Here is a 15,535-nt window from a genome sequence, read left to right as displayed (position 1 = left end):
AAGACCCGACCGCTGGGGTACGCCGGCAGAGCTGGCCCGTCAGCAGAACGACGCGCTGGGTGTCACTGACGATGCCAAGCTGCACCCCGTGAAGATCCGGACCAAGATCGTCATGTCGGTTGTGCTGATCGCGGTCGGAGTCTGGTGGGGTGCGTTCACCTCGCCGTGGATCGGCGACTGGCTTACCGAGCCGCACCGGCACGGCACAATTGGGAAATGCGACTTCATCGGCACTGAGTACGGCTGCTCCGCACAGACTGACGACGGCGGGGCCATAGTCGCGGACCGAGGCCAGAACTTCGAGCCCGGCGATGAGTTCACGTACATCACTACCGAGCACTACCGCTGGCGGAACGACTCCGGCGAGAGGATGCTCGTGCCAAACCCGACCGACTGGGGGCACGTGGCGCTCGCGGTCGCGCTGGTGCTCGGCGGGTACGGAACCGCTATGACCGCTGGTACTCGTCGTGGAGACGCAGCCACTGCATGGTCGGGGTCTGCGGCCAGCCTGCCGGTGAGTCCTCCCAGGCTTCCTGCCGACCGTAGGGGGTGAGGTCGAGCAGGTTGAAGTCCAGTCGTAGCCGGTCGACGCCTCGGCCGCGGGTGAAGTAGGTCCGAAATACTTCGTCGCCGTCGCGGAGCAAGACGCTGAGGCCGAAGCCGCCGTCGAGCCCGATGTCGTCGTTGAAGTCGCTGCCGTAGCTGGAGTACCAGGGCACTGTCCACGTCATCCGCTGCTGAACCGAGCGGATTTGGTCCTGCGCGGCGCGGGACATGAGGATCAGCCTCGTGTCGCGTGCACGGAGATGCGAGGCCGTGTGTTCCGCGAGGTTGTCGGTGAAGGTGCTGCAGCCTTCGCAGAGGTGCTGCTCACCAGGCTCGAGCATGAAGTGGTAGATGACGAGCTGGCGGCAGCCGTCGAAGAGGTCCACGAGGCCGACCTCGGCGCCGTCCGGTGCGGTGAAGCGGTACGGCTTGTCCAGCCGGGTCATCGGCAGTCGGCGTCGTTCGGCGGCGAGTCGGTCGAGCGCGTGGGTGAGCTCTTTCTCCTTCGTGAGGAGGGAGTCTCGTGCTTCCTGCCACTCCGCTAGGGACACGACGGGCGGGCGATTCATGCGCAGCCTCCACTCTCTGAGGAATCTCGCTCCGTTACCGTAGCAGGTGTCAGTCTCCTTAGGGAACCGACTGAGTTATGCTCCGTCCATGCAGCGCACGCAGTTTGCCGAGATGGCCTGCTCGATCGCCCGAACGCTCGACGTCATCGGGGAACCGTGGTCGCCGCTGATCCTGCGCGACGTCTATGTCGGCATCAATCGGTTCGATCAGTTGCAGGGCGACCTCGGTATCTCCCGCAAGGTGCTCGCGCAGCGCCTCGCGTGGTTGGTGGAACAAGGCGTATTGGAACGACGCCAGTACTCCGACCGGCCGGTCCGGCAGGAGTACGTGCTGACCGTGAAGGGGCAAGAGCTGTGTGACCTGTTACTGGTGATGGTGCGCTGGGGAGACCGCTGGACCGCCGGGGACGCGGGGCCACCCGTCCTCTACCGGCATCACGCCTGCGGCGAGATCGGCCAGGTGGAGCTGTGCTGCTCGCACTGCGGCGAGACGATGCGAGCCACCGACGTCGACGTGCTCCCCGGTCCTGGCGCTCAACAGGTCTGAGGGCGGCGAGGCGGGCGGCGGTGCTTGATCAACGCGGAGCCGGGCGGGGGCAACAACCCCGGCCTGGGCGTGGGCTTCGCACGCGTCACTCCTCCTCGAGGGCGTCGAAACGGAGGCGCATGGTCGGTGGTGCAGCCAGTGGTAGGCGCCTGCGCTGCAGCCACAGCACGGGTTCTCCGTCGACTCTGCGGCCGAGTTGGTAGCGCCGCTCGATCTGCAGCCCGTCGACCGGGACGGCGGAGGGCTGGAGGCTGTGGATCCGCTCCCCGCCGCCTGGCGTCGGCCGGAGCAGCGTGGTGATCGGTGCGGGCATGGGCGGCGGGCGTCGGCCGGGGCGGTCGGCGACGCCGGCCAAGTCGGCCAGACGCGCCTGGACGAGGAGCCGGGAGGTCGGACGCTCCTCGTCGACTAGGTACGGATGCCAGTGCGCAGGGACGTCGGCACCGGGGACGTAGGTGTAATGGTGCGCCGCGGTCGCATCGGCGCCGGTGCCGGCGGCGTCTGTGCCGCCGGTTCCCTCGGCGCCCTGCGGAGTGAGGAGGTCACGCCCACCGACCCGGCGTTCGACCGCCCACACCAGGTTGGCGTCCTCGTCGACGCCGAGGTCGACTTGGTCGAGGACGGAACCGGTCAGCGCCGTGGTCACCGTGGACCACACCACGAGCGAGCGGGGATCCAGACCGGTGACGGTGAACATCGTCCAGCCGTCGTCGGGAGGCCGGACGACCCACGGTTCGCCGGTCGAGTCGATCACGGTGACCTCGTGCAGCGTCAGGACGCTGCCCACCGGTGCGACGATCGGGAAGGTGTACCAGTCGTCGGAGTGGGAGCTAATCAGTTCGACTAGCAGGAGCGTGCCGAAGTGGCTGCGGTCAGTGTCGTAGGCGCCGAGGTCGGCCGCGGACTCCTCGATCTGCCACCAGCGCGGGTTGGGCGCGCCGGGGTACTGGATCCGGGTGGCGACGACGGACGTGACGTCTGGGGGACGCGCGGGATCGGGCACGGGCGCCGTGGCGTCGACGGACCACCAATCGACGGTGCCGCCGTCGTGCCGACGCAGGGCGAGCGTGGCTGGCCCGGCGGTGAAATCGGCGTCGTAGGCGAGTTCGGCGGAGTTCCACAAATCCCGTGGCGCCGGTCGGGGCGGGCTTTCGGGGAACCACGCCTCGGGCAGCTCGAGTTGGGCGCGGTCCCGGAACAGAACCCGGCCGTCGAAGGCGCCGTTGAGCAGGTCGTACGGGGGTGCGAGGTCGGCGAGGCGCAGCGCGTCGTCGTCGGGGAGCGGCCGCCCGGCGTCGGCGGCGGCACGCTCGACGCCGCGCCCCACCGTGACGCGGCGCCCGACGGTCCAGAACTCGTCCGGTTCGGACTCGACTATGGCCTCGGTCGGAACCGATCGCGGATCGAGGCGCGGGTCGGCGTCGAACGGCCGGATCGGCGATCGTTCGGCCCGGTATTCGACGCGGACCGGTGAGGCGGCGTCCTCGCCGCGGTGCTCGCCCAGCTGCCACTGCCGACCGAGGAACCACACGGGGTCGGCGATCTCGGCGCGCAGCCCCCGCGTCAGGTCGGAGTACGGGTGGGCCGGCTCCAGCCGGAGGACCGAGTCGTAGCGGTAGGCCATTATCGCTCCAGTCGGACGGCGGTGTCGCCGCTCGCAGGGAGCAGCGGGAGCGGCACCAGGCCAGTGACGTCGTCGAGGTCGTCCGGCGTGGCCATGCGCGCCCGCGTCAGCTCGCGGGTCTCGGCGACGATCCGGATGAGGGTCGCCGGATCGAGATCACGGTCGGGATCCGGCGGAACCGCGAGCAGAATGGCTTGCGGCGCGCGGGCGCCCGGCGCGTCGAATCCGAACGCGGCCGTGGTCGTGTGCTCGGCGTCGGGGATCGTCTCGGAGAATCGGTCGAGCAGGCCGGCGGCCATCGTCCGGCCCGGTGGCCCCGCGGTCGGGTCCAGGTCGTGCGGGGTGTACGCGGCCACCAGGCGCCGCATGTCCTCGGGATCGGTCTGCCACGGATCGGTCGGCCGGTTGGTCCAGCCGGTCAGCGGCGGTCCGAGTCCGGCTACGACGCCGGCCCCGAGTTGGAACGCTTCGAGCCGCGCGAGCGGCGGCCGCACCGGCGCAACGAACGGCAGCCATGTCGCGTCCAGCCCGGTGGCGCCGGACTCGCTGCGTTGCAGCGGAGCGAACGCGTCCCGGCGCAGCCGGCCCAGCACCGCGATCTGCCCGGTCGATGAGGTGAGTGCGGCGAGTGCGGCGGCCAGCGCGAGGTGGTCGAGGCTCGCGGAGGCGGTGTCGTCGGGGGCCGCGGCGAGCCGGTCGAGGAAGTGCTCACGAGCGCGATCCCGCCGATCGGCGAGGGCGTCCGCCGCGCCGGAATCGGGCTCGGGAGCGATGCCCCACCGAGCGGCGAGCGGCAGGGCGCCGGCGTCGGTACGCAGCCGTTCGGCGAGTACCTGCGCGGCGGTGCGCAAGTCGGCCAGGCGGCTCCGCAAGTCGGCTGCGGCAGTCCCGTCCGGGTCCGGCCGGGGGGAGCCCTCGGCGGCGTCCGCCGCGGTGGCGGGTGAGCGGCCGAGGAGTGCGGCCAGTCGGGCGGCATGCTCGTACCGGACGCTGCCGTCCCGGTCGATGATCGTGGCGCCGGGATCGGGTACGGCCTGCCGGACCAGTCGTTCCAGCACACCCAGCGGCAGCGCCAAGGCGTCCGCGGGTTCCAGGTCGAGATCGGCGAGCGTGATCTCCCGCGCTGTGCCCGCGACGTCGAGTCGCCACCGCCACTGGCGGGCCGTGCCGGTGCGGGCGGCGAGGAACGCGGCGGTGGCCGGATCGGCCAGCAGAGCCGGGTGGACGGTGGCCGGATCGTCGGGCAGCGCCAGGAACGGTGCGTCGGGTATGGCGATCAGGCACGTGGACTCGGCGGGGCGTCCTTCCCGCCGGGTGCGCAGCACGTCGAACGTCGGGGGCCGGGCCAGTCCGGCGGCGGCGTCCAGTGCCGCTCCGGCCTGACCGGTGCGACCGTCGACCACGTGCTGAACGGCCTCGGCGACGAGCAGATCGGCGTAGACGTCGACGGACTCGCGCAACAGAAGCAGCTCGTGTCGTACGGGGTCAGGGAATTCGAGGTCGTCGAGATCGGCGAGCACTCGCAGACCGTCGCAGGTACGGCGGCCCGCGTGCTCACCGCGCAGTGGATACCGCTGACGCAGTGCCCGGATCCGCAGCGGATCGTCCACCACTCGTTCGGCCTCCCGGCCGAGCGCCTCGGCGGGGTGCGCCCCGCCGCGGACCTCATCGGCGAGCCGCGCGGCCCGTCGTGCGCGGGCGGAGGTGATGTCCAGGTGCCACCGGTCGGGCTCGGGGTCGTTGATCATCCGGTCGCGGATGAGCGCAGCGGTAAGCGCCTGCGGGTACGAGGGAGCGTGCAGCAGCCCGCCCGCCGTGGGCCCGGGCTGCCCCGGACGTGGTCCGTCCACCCAGCCGTAGGCACCCAGCAGCGGGGGCTGCTCGGGAAGTCGCCGTAAGCGGGCCCGGGCCAGCCCGACCACCCACGGGTCGATGCGGTGGCTGGTGCAGTCGACGGCAGCCGGGACCAGCTGCTCCAGGTGCCCCAGCGCGTCGCCGCTGAGGCGGATCAGGGCTTCGGTGAGACGGCGCAGGTCGCGGGCGGCGTCGGTGTCGGCGTCGAGGTCCTCCGGGGCGACTGCCCGGATCCAGTCCGAGAGCAGTTGAGGGGTCTCGGCGGGCACCGCCGCGGCCTGGTGCTTCTCCGGCGGGATGTCGAGCTTCTGCCGGCCGAGGTCGCCGAGGGCGACCTGCAGGGAGCGGACGGCCAGCCGAAGCAGCAGGCTGCCGAGCGGTGCGGCGACGGACGCCTCGACCGCCGCGGTGGTGGCAAACGTCGTCGGCGCTTGCCTGGCGAGGTCGACCAGGCGCCGCAGCACAGTCGCGACGCCGACGCCGCCGGGCAGACCGCGGGGCGTGACCAGCGGGAGTCGCGTCCGGTGCGCCCAGCCCCTGGCGCCGTAGTACCGCCGTGGACGCAGCGCGAACTCCGCGGCGAGCGGATACCGGTCGTGCCATGCCTCTACCAGCCGCCGCCAGCCCATCGCCCGGTCCGTCGGCCCGGGGATCTGTCCGTGCCCGGTGGCCAGCAGACCGAGCAGCCACAGCTCCATCGCGTGCATCGGTCGAAGCGCGTACGCCGACGACGCCGGGGGCTGGCCGAGGAGGCTGAGTAGCTGATCGGTGTCGGCACCGTCTACCGCACCGCGCCCGCCTCGCACGGCCGCCGCCGCCCACCGTGCCCGCAGGGTACTCAGCCGCCGGCCCAGCACCGCCTCGAACGGCGGGTCGTCGCCGGCGGGTACCCAGTCGCGCAGGGAAGTCGCGGGCAGCAGCCCGTAGGGCTGGCTCCCGACCCGCAGCGCCGGAAACGGTCCGATCGGGTCGACGTTGTCGGCAACCCAGCGTGGGGTCTGCGCGGAGTTCAGCACGTCCAGCACGTGGGTGAGAGTGTGTCCGGCCAACGCCGGCCACAGCGCGGTCAGCACCTGCCGGGCCCAGAACTGGTAGGGCCGGTTGTCGCCAGGCAGCGCGCCGAGCAGCTCGCGGTCGCCGGTGAGCGCGAAACCAGCGATTCGCTCGGTCTCGTCGGCCGACCGTCGCAGCAACCGCAGCCAGGGCAGCGGGTCGCGGCCGAGGTCGGCGGTGGGCACGCCGTCGACCGAGTTGGTCGGCGTGCCCGGCGCCAGCAGGCCGAGCTGACCGGCGTCGCGGTGCCGGGCGAACAACGCCGCCGCGGTCGTGTCGGCCAGTCCCACCACGTACAGCGCCTCGATGTCGTCGCTGCGCTCACCCAGGTCGATCTCGACGCCGAGTCCGGCCCGCTTCGCCTCGTCCCACGACTCCCACCACCGCTGCTCCGGGTCCACCTCGGTTTCGGGACCGTCCGGCTCGGACGGCTCGGGCGCGGGTGGGTTGGGATCCGGCGGGTCGAGCCGGAGCCGGGCGGCGTCGATCGGCAGGGTCGCGGCGAGCGCCGGTTCGGAGTCCCCGCGGGCGATCCAGACCTGGAGTTCGGAGGGGAAGTCGGGGAGCGCGGTGAACCAGAACTCCTCCCGCAGCTCCGACGGTCGGTCGAGAAGGCCGCGGGCACCGCCGGGCGCCCGCGGGAACGTGCGGACCAGCCAGGCGGCTCGGCCCGGTCCGTGACGGCCGGCGAACAGTCGCCACGGGGCCTGCGCTGGCGGCTGGTCGAGGTCGCCCCCGGCCGCGGCGTAGAACCGCTCCAGGTCGTCCAGTTCGGCCGCGGTCGGGATCGGATCGTGCCGGTCGAACCAGGGCTCATCGGGCACGACCAGCACGCGCAGCGTGGTACCGAGAAACCGGGTTTCCAGGCGCAGCGGTAGCAGCACGGCGGTGGTGGTCACGACGATGCTCCGGGTACGAGGTGGTCGCCGCGGATCAGCACCCGAGTGGGGTCGTCGAACGCGACGTGGGCGAACTGTGCGCCGTCGTCGACGCCGGTCGCGGGCTGGTCGTTGCGGAACCGGAACCCGGACGGCGGTTCCTCCAGCGCGATCCACAAGCCGGTCACCGCCTGCGGACGCACCCCGACGAAGCCGAAGAACGTGACGTCCTCGCCGATGCGTCCCTGGAAGGTCGGGAGCGTTCGCGGTGCGTCGTCGTCCGGCGGTTCGGTGAAGCCCGAGCTGTCGGAGACGAGGTACAGCAGCGTGTGCGGGTAGCGCTGGAAGAGTCGCGTGCGGAAGACCAGCACGAGGTCGCTCTCGGTTGCGCCGGGTGGGCGGGGCAGGATGTGGCCGAGCGAGCTGTCGTCGGCCCAGTCGGCGATGCCGGCGATGTCGTCGAGGCGGTCACCGGTGGACTCGTCGGTGCGGAGCCAGAACGCGCGGATCGGGGTGCAGCCGGTGGCGATCCGCAGGTTGCGCCAGCGCAGTTCCTCCAGCAGGCGGGTGTTCAGGCCGATCAGGAACGCGTCGACGAAGGCGGGATTGGTGCCGAGCGCGAGGACGACGTCCTCGCCGAGCTGACCGATGCCCGGCAGCAGCCAGTCCGGAGCCCGATCGGCCAGGCGACGCCAGACCGGGAGGTCCAGGCGGGGGCACTGCTCCGGCGGTTCGAGCGGCCGGGCTGGATCCAGACCGGTGAGCGTGGACAGCACCCGGCGTCGTGCCGGGGCGGCGATGCCGGTCGGGTCGAACGCGGCCGCCAGCTCGGTGCCGAGCCCGCCGAGGTCCACGGGCCGGAAGAGCGGTGGCGGGTCTTCGTCGTCACCCAGCTCGCGCAGCAACGCGGGCAGCACGTCCGCGTCGTCGTTCTGCTCGTCGAGGTCCGCGGCGAGACCCGGCAGCAGGTCCCCCACGGTCGCCGCGTCGAAGCCGGGATCGTCCTCGCCGTCGGCGAGCGCGGTCAGCAGGAGCGTGAGCCGCACCCAGGGGAGTTCCCGGCGCGACCGTCGCAGCTGCAGGCTGTCCCGGACCTCGAGGAGATCGTCGGTGTGACTGCGGAAGCGGCTCATGTCGAGGCTGCCGAACGCGTGGGCCACGGCGCCGGCGTCCACGCGTTGGCTCTCGGCGGCCTCGGCGCGCTCGCGGTCGAACTCGGCGGCGCCGAGGCGACCGAACGACGGGAGGCCCGGGTCGGCGAACGATGGCCGCGTCGGCGGGCGGTTCGCGACCTGGTTCAGCGGTGCCGGATCCGCCGCGGCCGGGTGCGCGAGGGCGACGCGCGCCGGTCCGCGCCGCAGGGTCCGCCGCGCTGCCGGGGAGAACCAGCCGCGCGGCAGCGGCCGGTCATCGGCGGTCGCCCGATCGGCCACCGGTCCGGCGGCGGTCACCACCCGCCGCAGCGCCGGTCCGAACAGCCAGACACGGCGCGCGGGGTCGGTCGGCAGGCGGCGGCGCCAGAGCGCTTCGGACGCGGCGAGCCCGAGCGTCAGATGGCGGATCCGTTCCTCCGCGGCGTCCTGGGCGCCGGCCTGCTGAGCGACCCGCTCGGCCAGTTCCTCCTGGAGCACGACACCCAACTCCGAGCCGAGACCGGCGATCCCGCGATGGCGTGGGTCGGTGTTGAGCGGGCCGCCCCACGCCGTCTCGTCCGGCTGGTCCTTCCAGGCCCCGCCGTACGTCGGCAGCCCGAGGATGCGCCGGCCGATTCCGTCGGTGGGTCGCCCGCGGAGGAGGTCCACGTCGTCGCGGATCGCCTGCGGTGGGACGTCGGCCGGCGGATCGACCGCGGTGAGGGCCCCGCCGACGCTCAGCACCGGCTGGTCCGGCAGCCGCGGATAACGCACGGTGGTCAGGCCGGTCGACGCATCCGCCGCACCGGGTTCCAGCGCATCGGCCAGCGTCCGGAAGTCACCGCCGGGCCCCGTCCGGAATCGCCACCGGGCGTAGACCGGCAGTGTCACCGGACCCGGCGGAGAGGCCGCCCAGGCGTTGGCGAGCTCGCCGTCGCCACCGACGACGAACGTGGGCACCAGCAGCGCGTGGTAGGTCACCCGCGGTTGCAGGAGACGGCGGCACAGCAGCCGGGCCAGCCGATGGCCGTCGAGCTCCTGGACGTGCGCCCAGGTGGGCGACTGCCGCAACGGGTGCTCGCGGAGCGCCGCCGCACCGATCGTCGCCGTCTCGCCGGCGAGCTCGACCTCGTCGTCGGTGCCGACCACCAGCGCCAGCCACGGCCGCAGGCTCAGGTCGTCCGCTCTCGGGTTGCCTGCCGGGGTGTACCGCCAGGGCAGGGTCGGATCGGCGAACTCCACGTGCGGGCAGAGGGGGGTTTCCGCATCCGGGGCACCCGGCGTCGGGTACCGGCCGGTGATCGCGTCCGGCGCAAGCGCCCGGACGTCGCCGGGCCCGGCGGTCCGCACGGTGAGCCTGGCCGTGGTGGTGCGGTTGACTTCGCCGTCTGGAGCGAGGCTGCGCGCTTGGGTAGCCAGTCGCACCCGGGCGCGCGCGCCCTCGACGCCGTCGACGAGGTCGTAGATCGCCGGCCGCTGCCAACCGAAGAAGGTGAGCTCGATGGGCATGCGTCCCCCTCACAGGCCGATGTCGACGACGTCGCCGGCGGCCACCGCGACGAAGCCGCGCGCACGAGCGATCTGATGTGCTTGTGCCTCGCCGACCTCGGTCAGCACTCCGCCGTCCTGGTCGAGTACCTGCCATCGCTCCGGTTCCACACGGTGGACGGGCTGCGATCGGCGACCGTCCGAGCGGCCCTCCCGGACCTGGGCGGCCTCGATCAGCCACGGCGGGGCGGCTCTCGGCGTCCGCGCCGAGGGCGGCTGCGGCGTCGGGGCGGGCAGGATGAACTCGCGCGTCGTCACGTCGTGCCGGACGCCGGCGGAGACCACATCGTTCTGGGTGCCGAACCGGACGCCGGACGGCAGCCGCTCGAACGAGCGGCGGTTGAGTGCTTCGGCGTCGCTCAGCTCCGCGAAGCCACCCGGCGCGAACCAGTCCCGCTCCTCGCCGGATGCCGCGTCGCCGATCACCTCGACGATCTCCGCGCGGCCCAGCGGAGTGCCCTCGAACCGATCCAGCAGCAGGCCGAGGGGTGCCCTGGTCTGCTCCCAGATCAGGCCGGTCGGCGGGAACACCGAGCTGGGCATCCGGCGCAGGACCACCGTCCGGTCTTCCGCCGCTGCGCGCAGGTTGGCCGGGTTCCGCAACTCGTCCGCGACCACGTCCAGCACGTTCGGCGCCGGCCCGACCGCGGGCGGCGCCTCACTGCCCAGCGTGAAACTCGCGCTCGCGCAGATGTCGAAGAACAACACCTCGATGCAGGCCTTGCCGGTGAATCGCACCGGGCCAGGGCCGGAGAGCGTGCCGCGCACCTTCAGGCCGAGCAGCGTGCGACCGCGCCACTCCGCGCGCATGCCGGCCTCGAACGTGATCTGGAAGAAGAACGGCTCGAACCGGATCAGCGCGTTGAACGCGAGGACGCCCCGGACCCGGATGGGCCCTAGCTTCGCCGCCACCTCGACCGATGCGCCGAACTGGACGGTGTTCGGTGTGAGCGCGAAGTAGCCCTCGAATCGGAGGTACAGCCGGTCGCCGGGAGAGCCGGACGACATCGCCAGCCGGGTGAGCGTCTTCGGCACCTTCAGCGGCCCGGGCGCGAAGTCCGGGTGGAACCCCCCGACGCTGAACACCGCGTAGGGCTCGTCGCCCCAACTCGCGCGGACCAGCAGCCCGCCGGTGACCGGGAAGCTCTCCAGGAGGCGCGAGTCGACCAGCACCGCGTCGAACGCCAGCGTGCTTTTGACCATGTCGAGCACACCGACGAAGTCGGCTCGCAGCCGCAGCAGGGGACCGGCCGCGAGGGGATTGGTGACGTCGGCCCGCGCGGTGCCGAGCACCACGACCCGGGTGGGACCGGGGAACTCCAGGAACACCCCCACATCGAGCGTGACGATCTTCGCCCACTGCAGTCTCAGCGTCGGCCCCACCACGAACACGCCCGGGGCAGGCGGGAAGATCGCGGACAGCTCGGTCACCGCGGCGGGCAGGTCGCGCACCGGGTCCTCGGCGGCCAGGATGCGGGCGGCCGTGCCGCTGGCGTACCGCTCGTACAGGGCGTCCACGTCGATGCGGCGGTTGACGCCGACCAGGCCGCCGACGCCGGTCAGCGTCACGCCGAACCCGACCTGGATGCCCGGGGAGAACCGGGCGGACAGCAGGACCAGCAGCGAGAAGCCCCGCTGACCGCCCGGCAGCCGGGTGTCGAGCAGTCCGATCGCCCGGACGCTGATCCGCGTCAGCTGCAGTGCCAGCGCGCCTGTGTACCGCCCGGTGCTCTCGTCGAAGCCCACGACGCCGCCGCCGGTGACCGGTCCGGCCTCGAGCGCTAGGCCGATCGCGTCCGGCGCACGCACACCGAGCCCGACGTCGAGCGGGCCGGCGTTGCCCGCAGCGAACGACAGCTCCAGCCTCAGGCCGAGGTCGCGGACCTCGAGTCGGACCGGCCCCACAGCGGCGCTGACCGACAGCCCCACCTCAACGAACGCTTTCGGTACCGCCCCCGGGCCCGCGGTGCCGGCCACCCGAACCCGTCCGGCGAGGACGGTGAACGCACCGAGCCGATATCCGGCGGCGATCGCGCGTTCGAGACCCGCACCGGCGACGAAGCCCACCCCGGTGCGGCTCGACCACTGCAGCGCCAGGGGGATCGGGATACGGCCCTCCGCGCTGCCCAGCAGGTCGCCGAGAAAGCCGTCGAGGTCACCGGCGGAGAGGGTGAACACGAGCCGGTCCACGGCCAGGCCCAGCCGAAGCTCGAGCGCGTCGCCGACGCGGTCCACCTCGAACGTCCCGGTGGCGCCCTGCGCCTCGAGGCGGGTGCCGCCGGGTCGGCCCAGGAGCACGCTGGGCGCGTCGGCGCGATACTCGACGGCGACGCCGAAGCCGGCGGCCGGCAGGGCGGTTCCGGGTTGGAACGGGTACCGCACCGCGACCTCGCTCCCGCGCACGAGGATGCCGAACGTGTTCTCGACGTCTGACCCGGCGCGTACCCGGAACGTGGTCCGGTCGTCGACCCGCACCTCCCCCTCGACGGACCCTGGCACAGCCGGTTGCAGGATCACGCCCGCGGGTGCCGAGCCTTCGGCCGGCAACTCCAGCAGTACGAGCGATACGTTGACGGGGACGTCGTCGACCCGCAGTTCCAGCAGCGGGATCAGCAGGGAGAAGCCCGGCTCCCCCGTCGCATCGTCGGGAGCGGGTTGATAGCCGCGCGCCTGCTCCGGCCCCACCGGCTCGAGGACCACCGGCAGCCGGAGCGCCGAGGACAACCCCAGCAGGTGCTCGGCGAGCAGGTCGGTGTCGACGTCGTCGGTGCCCCAGCCGTAAAGCCGCCCGGGAACCGAGCCGGGGTCGTCGAGGGCCCGGGCGAGCAGGTCGTAACGGAGCCGGGTCCGGACGAAACCCGGCCGGCCCGCGGTTTCCGGATGATCCTCGTGCTCGATCGCCCCGAGCAGCCGCAGCCCGTCGTGGAGGGCGGGGAGGGCCACGGCGAGGTACTCGACGAGCAGGAGTTCGAACAGGCTCTCCCCGATCTCGGCGAGGAACTCGGCCGGTTCGACGCCCGCGGGCGCCTCGGTGAGTTCGCCGATCGCGTCGTAGAGCTCCTGGACTCCGGCCAGCACGTCGAGCACGCGCTCCGGATCGTCGGAGTCGGCGAGCGTCGCCGCGCTGTCCAGCACGCGTTCGACCCGCGTGGCCAGTGCGGCGAAGCCGGAAGGCCGCGAGTCCACCGTCCAGCCGAGGCGCAGCATGAACGCCTGGAAACTCGCCAGATCCGTCGTAGCCCGGCGTAGCGGGGCCACCGCCTGCGCGAGGTGGCGAGCGATCGTCGCGAGAGTGCTCATGGCCGGGGGTAGTCCGGTGCGTAGTACGCGTCGACCTCACCGTGCCGGGTCGGGTCGAGCACATCGACGAGCAGGTAACGGCACACCGGGCAGAAGCCGGCGAGGTGAGGGAGCTTCTCGACGAGCGACCTGGTGTCGCGCATGAGACACGCCCCGGTCGGGTGGTACACCCCACAGTTGAACTCGGCGCCGCCCTCGCTGAGGCCGACGAGCAGCTCCCGGAAGCGGGGTCGGCGGGGATCCAGACCGCTCGGCAAGCTCGTCGGCTTCTGCACCACCGATGCGTCGAACCCGCAGCCGGCCACCGGATTGGCATAGAGCGGACGCCGGGTCGTCCGCAGGTGTCGCTGGATCGCGGGTGCCACGAGCGTCAACTCGGTGGTGCCGTCGGCTGCGCGGACCGGCGCGTACACGATGCTGTCGAGCTGCGGATCGGCCCCGGCCGGGAACAGTGCGGGATCCAGCGCGGTCGGCAACCCCTCGATCTGCTCCGCCGACAGTTCGTCACCGGTCCTGGCCGTCACGCGGAGCGCGAACGACGGGTCGGGTCGCTGTGTCAGCGGGCGTCCTCGCAGCCGAACGAGGTCGTCGACTTGGAACGGGAACGCGTCGCCCGGCCGCAGCCGCAGCGTGTACTCGTTGTCGCCGCGCGGAACGGGTGCGGTGGCGAGCACGCCGCAGCGCGCGATCCGGTGCCAGGTCCATATGATCCGGTCGGCATCGATGTTCCCGGTCGACCCGAGGTCGCTCGCGAGCTGCACGTTGCCATGGCGGCGAACTTCGGCGGCCTCGGTCACCGTAGGCGGGCCGGGCGCCCGCCCGTACTCGTCGGCGAGGTTCACGCAGTGCGAGAACTCATGGGCCGCACTTCCGACCGCGGTCAGCGGCACGGTGCGGGGAACCGCGGGAACGACGAGGTCCGTGCCGTCGCCGCTCGCGGCGTCGCGCACCAGTAGCTCCTGCTTGCTGCCGAGCGCCATCGAGAAGTGATGGCCGAACGCGTTGCCGCTGATGAACCGGCTGCGGAGAACGAGGCACACGAGCCGACGGTCCTTGCCGGTCGTCCACGTGGGTCCGATCGGCTCGGTGCCAAACCGCAGTGAGCCGAGGAAGTCGAGGAAGGGCGCTTCGCGCAGGCGTCGACGGTGGAACGGCTCGGTGTCGGGGTCCTGGAACGTGGGCCGCTCGCCGTACCCGAAGCCGAAGGCGGTGTCGCGTTCGTTGACCAGGATGCGCCCGGCCTGCGCCCGCCAGTCGGCGTACACCTCGGGGGTGACCGCGTCCGCGGGAACCCGGCCCGGGTACAGGCGCTCCCAGTCGCGGAGTTTTTGCTGAAGCGTCGTGTTCGTTCCCGGGCCGTCGTCGACCGGGACGGGTAGCCCCACGGCGTCCACGAGGTTCGCCACGGACCATTCGGACGTGGCGGTCAATGGCAGGGCGGGGCGGGTGACCAGTCGCGCGCCCGTCGTCCGGTTCCGGCGTGGCGTGGTGTAACACTCCGAGAGGAAGCTCACCCCGGCCTCCCGGGAGGGCCGGAAGCAGGTCCAGACGTTGAGGAAGTCCCCCACCAGGTTGTACGGCCGGGCGGAGGGCCAGGTCCGCAAGTTCTTGACGACGGCCCGCACCACCCGGAGGAACTCCTGCGCCTCGTCGGCCTCGAAGCCCTCGGACAGGAACAGGACATTCGGGCGCTGCCGCCAGTCGCCGCCCGGGCGGCGCGCGAGCGGTGTGACCTGCGTCGGCGTCGACCATGCCGGTTCGGTGCGCACCGTGGCGGTCGCGGTGCGGCGTGGCGGGCCGGGGAACGCGACGGAGACCTGTGCCTCCCGGCCCACTGCGAGCGTCTGAAGGCCGACGTCCGGGGCGAACCGTACGGCCTGGCTCGGCGTGCCGGCGCCGGGCTCGGTGACGGTCCAGATCAAATTCGGCCAGTTCGTGACGTCCCCGATGGTCCCGTCATCGAACCGTGCGAGGACGGTGAACCGAGAGCCGTCCGCGCCGCTGCGGATCGCGAGTGTCGCTGGCGTCAACCACATGCGCGCGACGGAGGTGTGGAGGTGAACCCGGATCCGCTGCTCGAATGTCTTGCCGGAGACTTGATCGATCACTCCCGCGACGACCATGAAATTGCGCACCAGCGCACCCGAAGGGGGATTGGTGTCCGCGTCGAGGAAGCCGTCGGCCGCGCGGATCGTGACCCCGTGTCGCGGCCGGTCGAGGACCGTACGGGCCGCGAAGCTCACCGAGACGTTGAGGCCGGCCGGAAGGTTCTGGGCGCTAACCGGAGGCCCGTCGTCGCGTTCCAGGATCAGGCTCTCGGCGAGCAGCCGGGTGGTGCCGCGCAGTAGGTGCACGTCGTACTGCTGCTCGTCGGCCCAGCGTATGGCCGTCACCGCCACGGTCGGCCCCTTTGCCGTCGCTTGCCGCGGTCATTCAGGCGTTCAGCGCGTATGGAGCATCTACTTCATGCTTGCACAGGGCCG

General features: G+C 72.3%; 7 protein-coding genes. 1 reads left to right on the top strand and 6 read right to left on the bottom strand.

What is annotated here, in order from left to right:
- Positions 1-446: 446 nt before the first annotated feature.
- Positions 447-1,115, bottom strand: a complete 669-nt coding sequence (locus ABEB28_RS17930; RefSeq protein ID WP_345729262.1) for a DUF899 domain-containing protein — start codon at positions 1,113-1,115, stop codon at positions 447-449.
- 88 nt (positions 1,116-1,203) lie between these two features.
- On the opposite strand from ABEB28_RS17930, the gene ABEB28_RS17925 reads away from it, so the two are divergent.
- Positions 1,204-1,662, top strand: a complete 459-nt coding sequence (locus ABEB28_RS17925; RefSeq protein ID WP_345729261.1) for a winged helix-turn-helix transcriptional regulator — start codon at positions 1,204-1,206, stop codon at positions 1,660-1,662.
- An 85-nt stretch (positions 1,663-1,747) separates the two neighbouring features.
- On the opposite strand, the gene ABEB28_RS17920 is transcribed toward ABEB28_RS17925, so the two are convergent.
- Genes ABEB28_RS17920 through ABEB28_RS17900 form a run of 5 tightly spaced genes read right to left on the bottom strand, consistent with a single transcriptional unit; the run spans position 1,748 to position 15,445 of the window.
- Positions 1,748-3,286 (bottom strand): hypothetical protein, encoded by a 1,539-nt coding sequence (locus tag ABEB28_RS17920; RefSeq protein ID WP_345729260.1) that lies wholly within the window; start codon positions 3,284-3,286, stop codon positions 1,748-1,750.
- A complete protein-coding gene (locus ABEB28_RS17915) occupies positions 3,286-7,092 on the bottom strand; it encodes a hypothetical protein (protein WP_345729259.1) in 3,807 nt (1,268 codons plus the stop codon). Before ABEB28_RS17915 ends, ABEB28_RS17920 begins: the two co-directional genes overlap by 1 nt.
- Entirely contained in the window at positions 7,089-9,713 is a 2,625-nt protein-coding gene (locus tag ABEB28_RS17910; RefSeq protein WP_345729258.1) for a hypothetical protein, read from the bottom strand. The genes ABEB28_RS17915 and ABEB28_RS17910 overlap by 4 nt, the downstream gene beginning before the upstream one ends.
- Positions 9,714-9,722: 9 nt before the next feature.
- Positions 9,723-13,052 (bottom strand): DUF6603 domain-containing protein, encoded by a 3,330-nt coding sequence (locus ABEB28_RS17905; protein ID WP_345729257.1) that lies wholly within the window; start codon positions 13,050-13,052, stop codon positions 9,723-9,725.
- Positions 13,049-15,445, bottom strand: a complete 2,397-nt coding sequence (locus ABEB28_RS17900) for a hypothetical protein (protein ID WP_345729256.1) — start codon at positions 15,443-15,445, stop codon at positions 13,049-13,051. The genes ABEB28_RS17905 and ABEB28_RS17900 overlap by 4 nt, the downstream gene beginning before the upstream one ends.
- Positions 15,446-15,535 lie beyond the last annotated feature (90 nt).

Source organism: Cryptosporangium minutisporangium, assembly GCF_039536245.1.
GTDB classification, from domain to species: Bacteria; Actinomycetota; Actinomycetes; order Mycobacteriales; family Cryptosporangiaceae; genus Cryptosporangium; species Cryptosporangium minutisporangium.
This window is presented reverse-complemented; position numbering and strand designations above follow the sequence as displayed.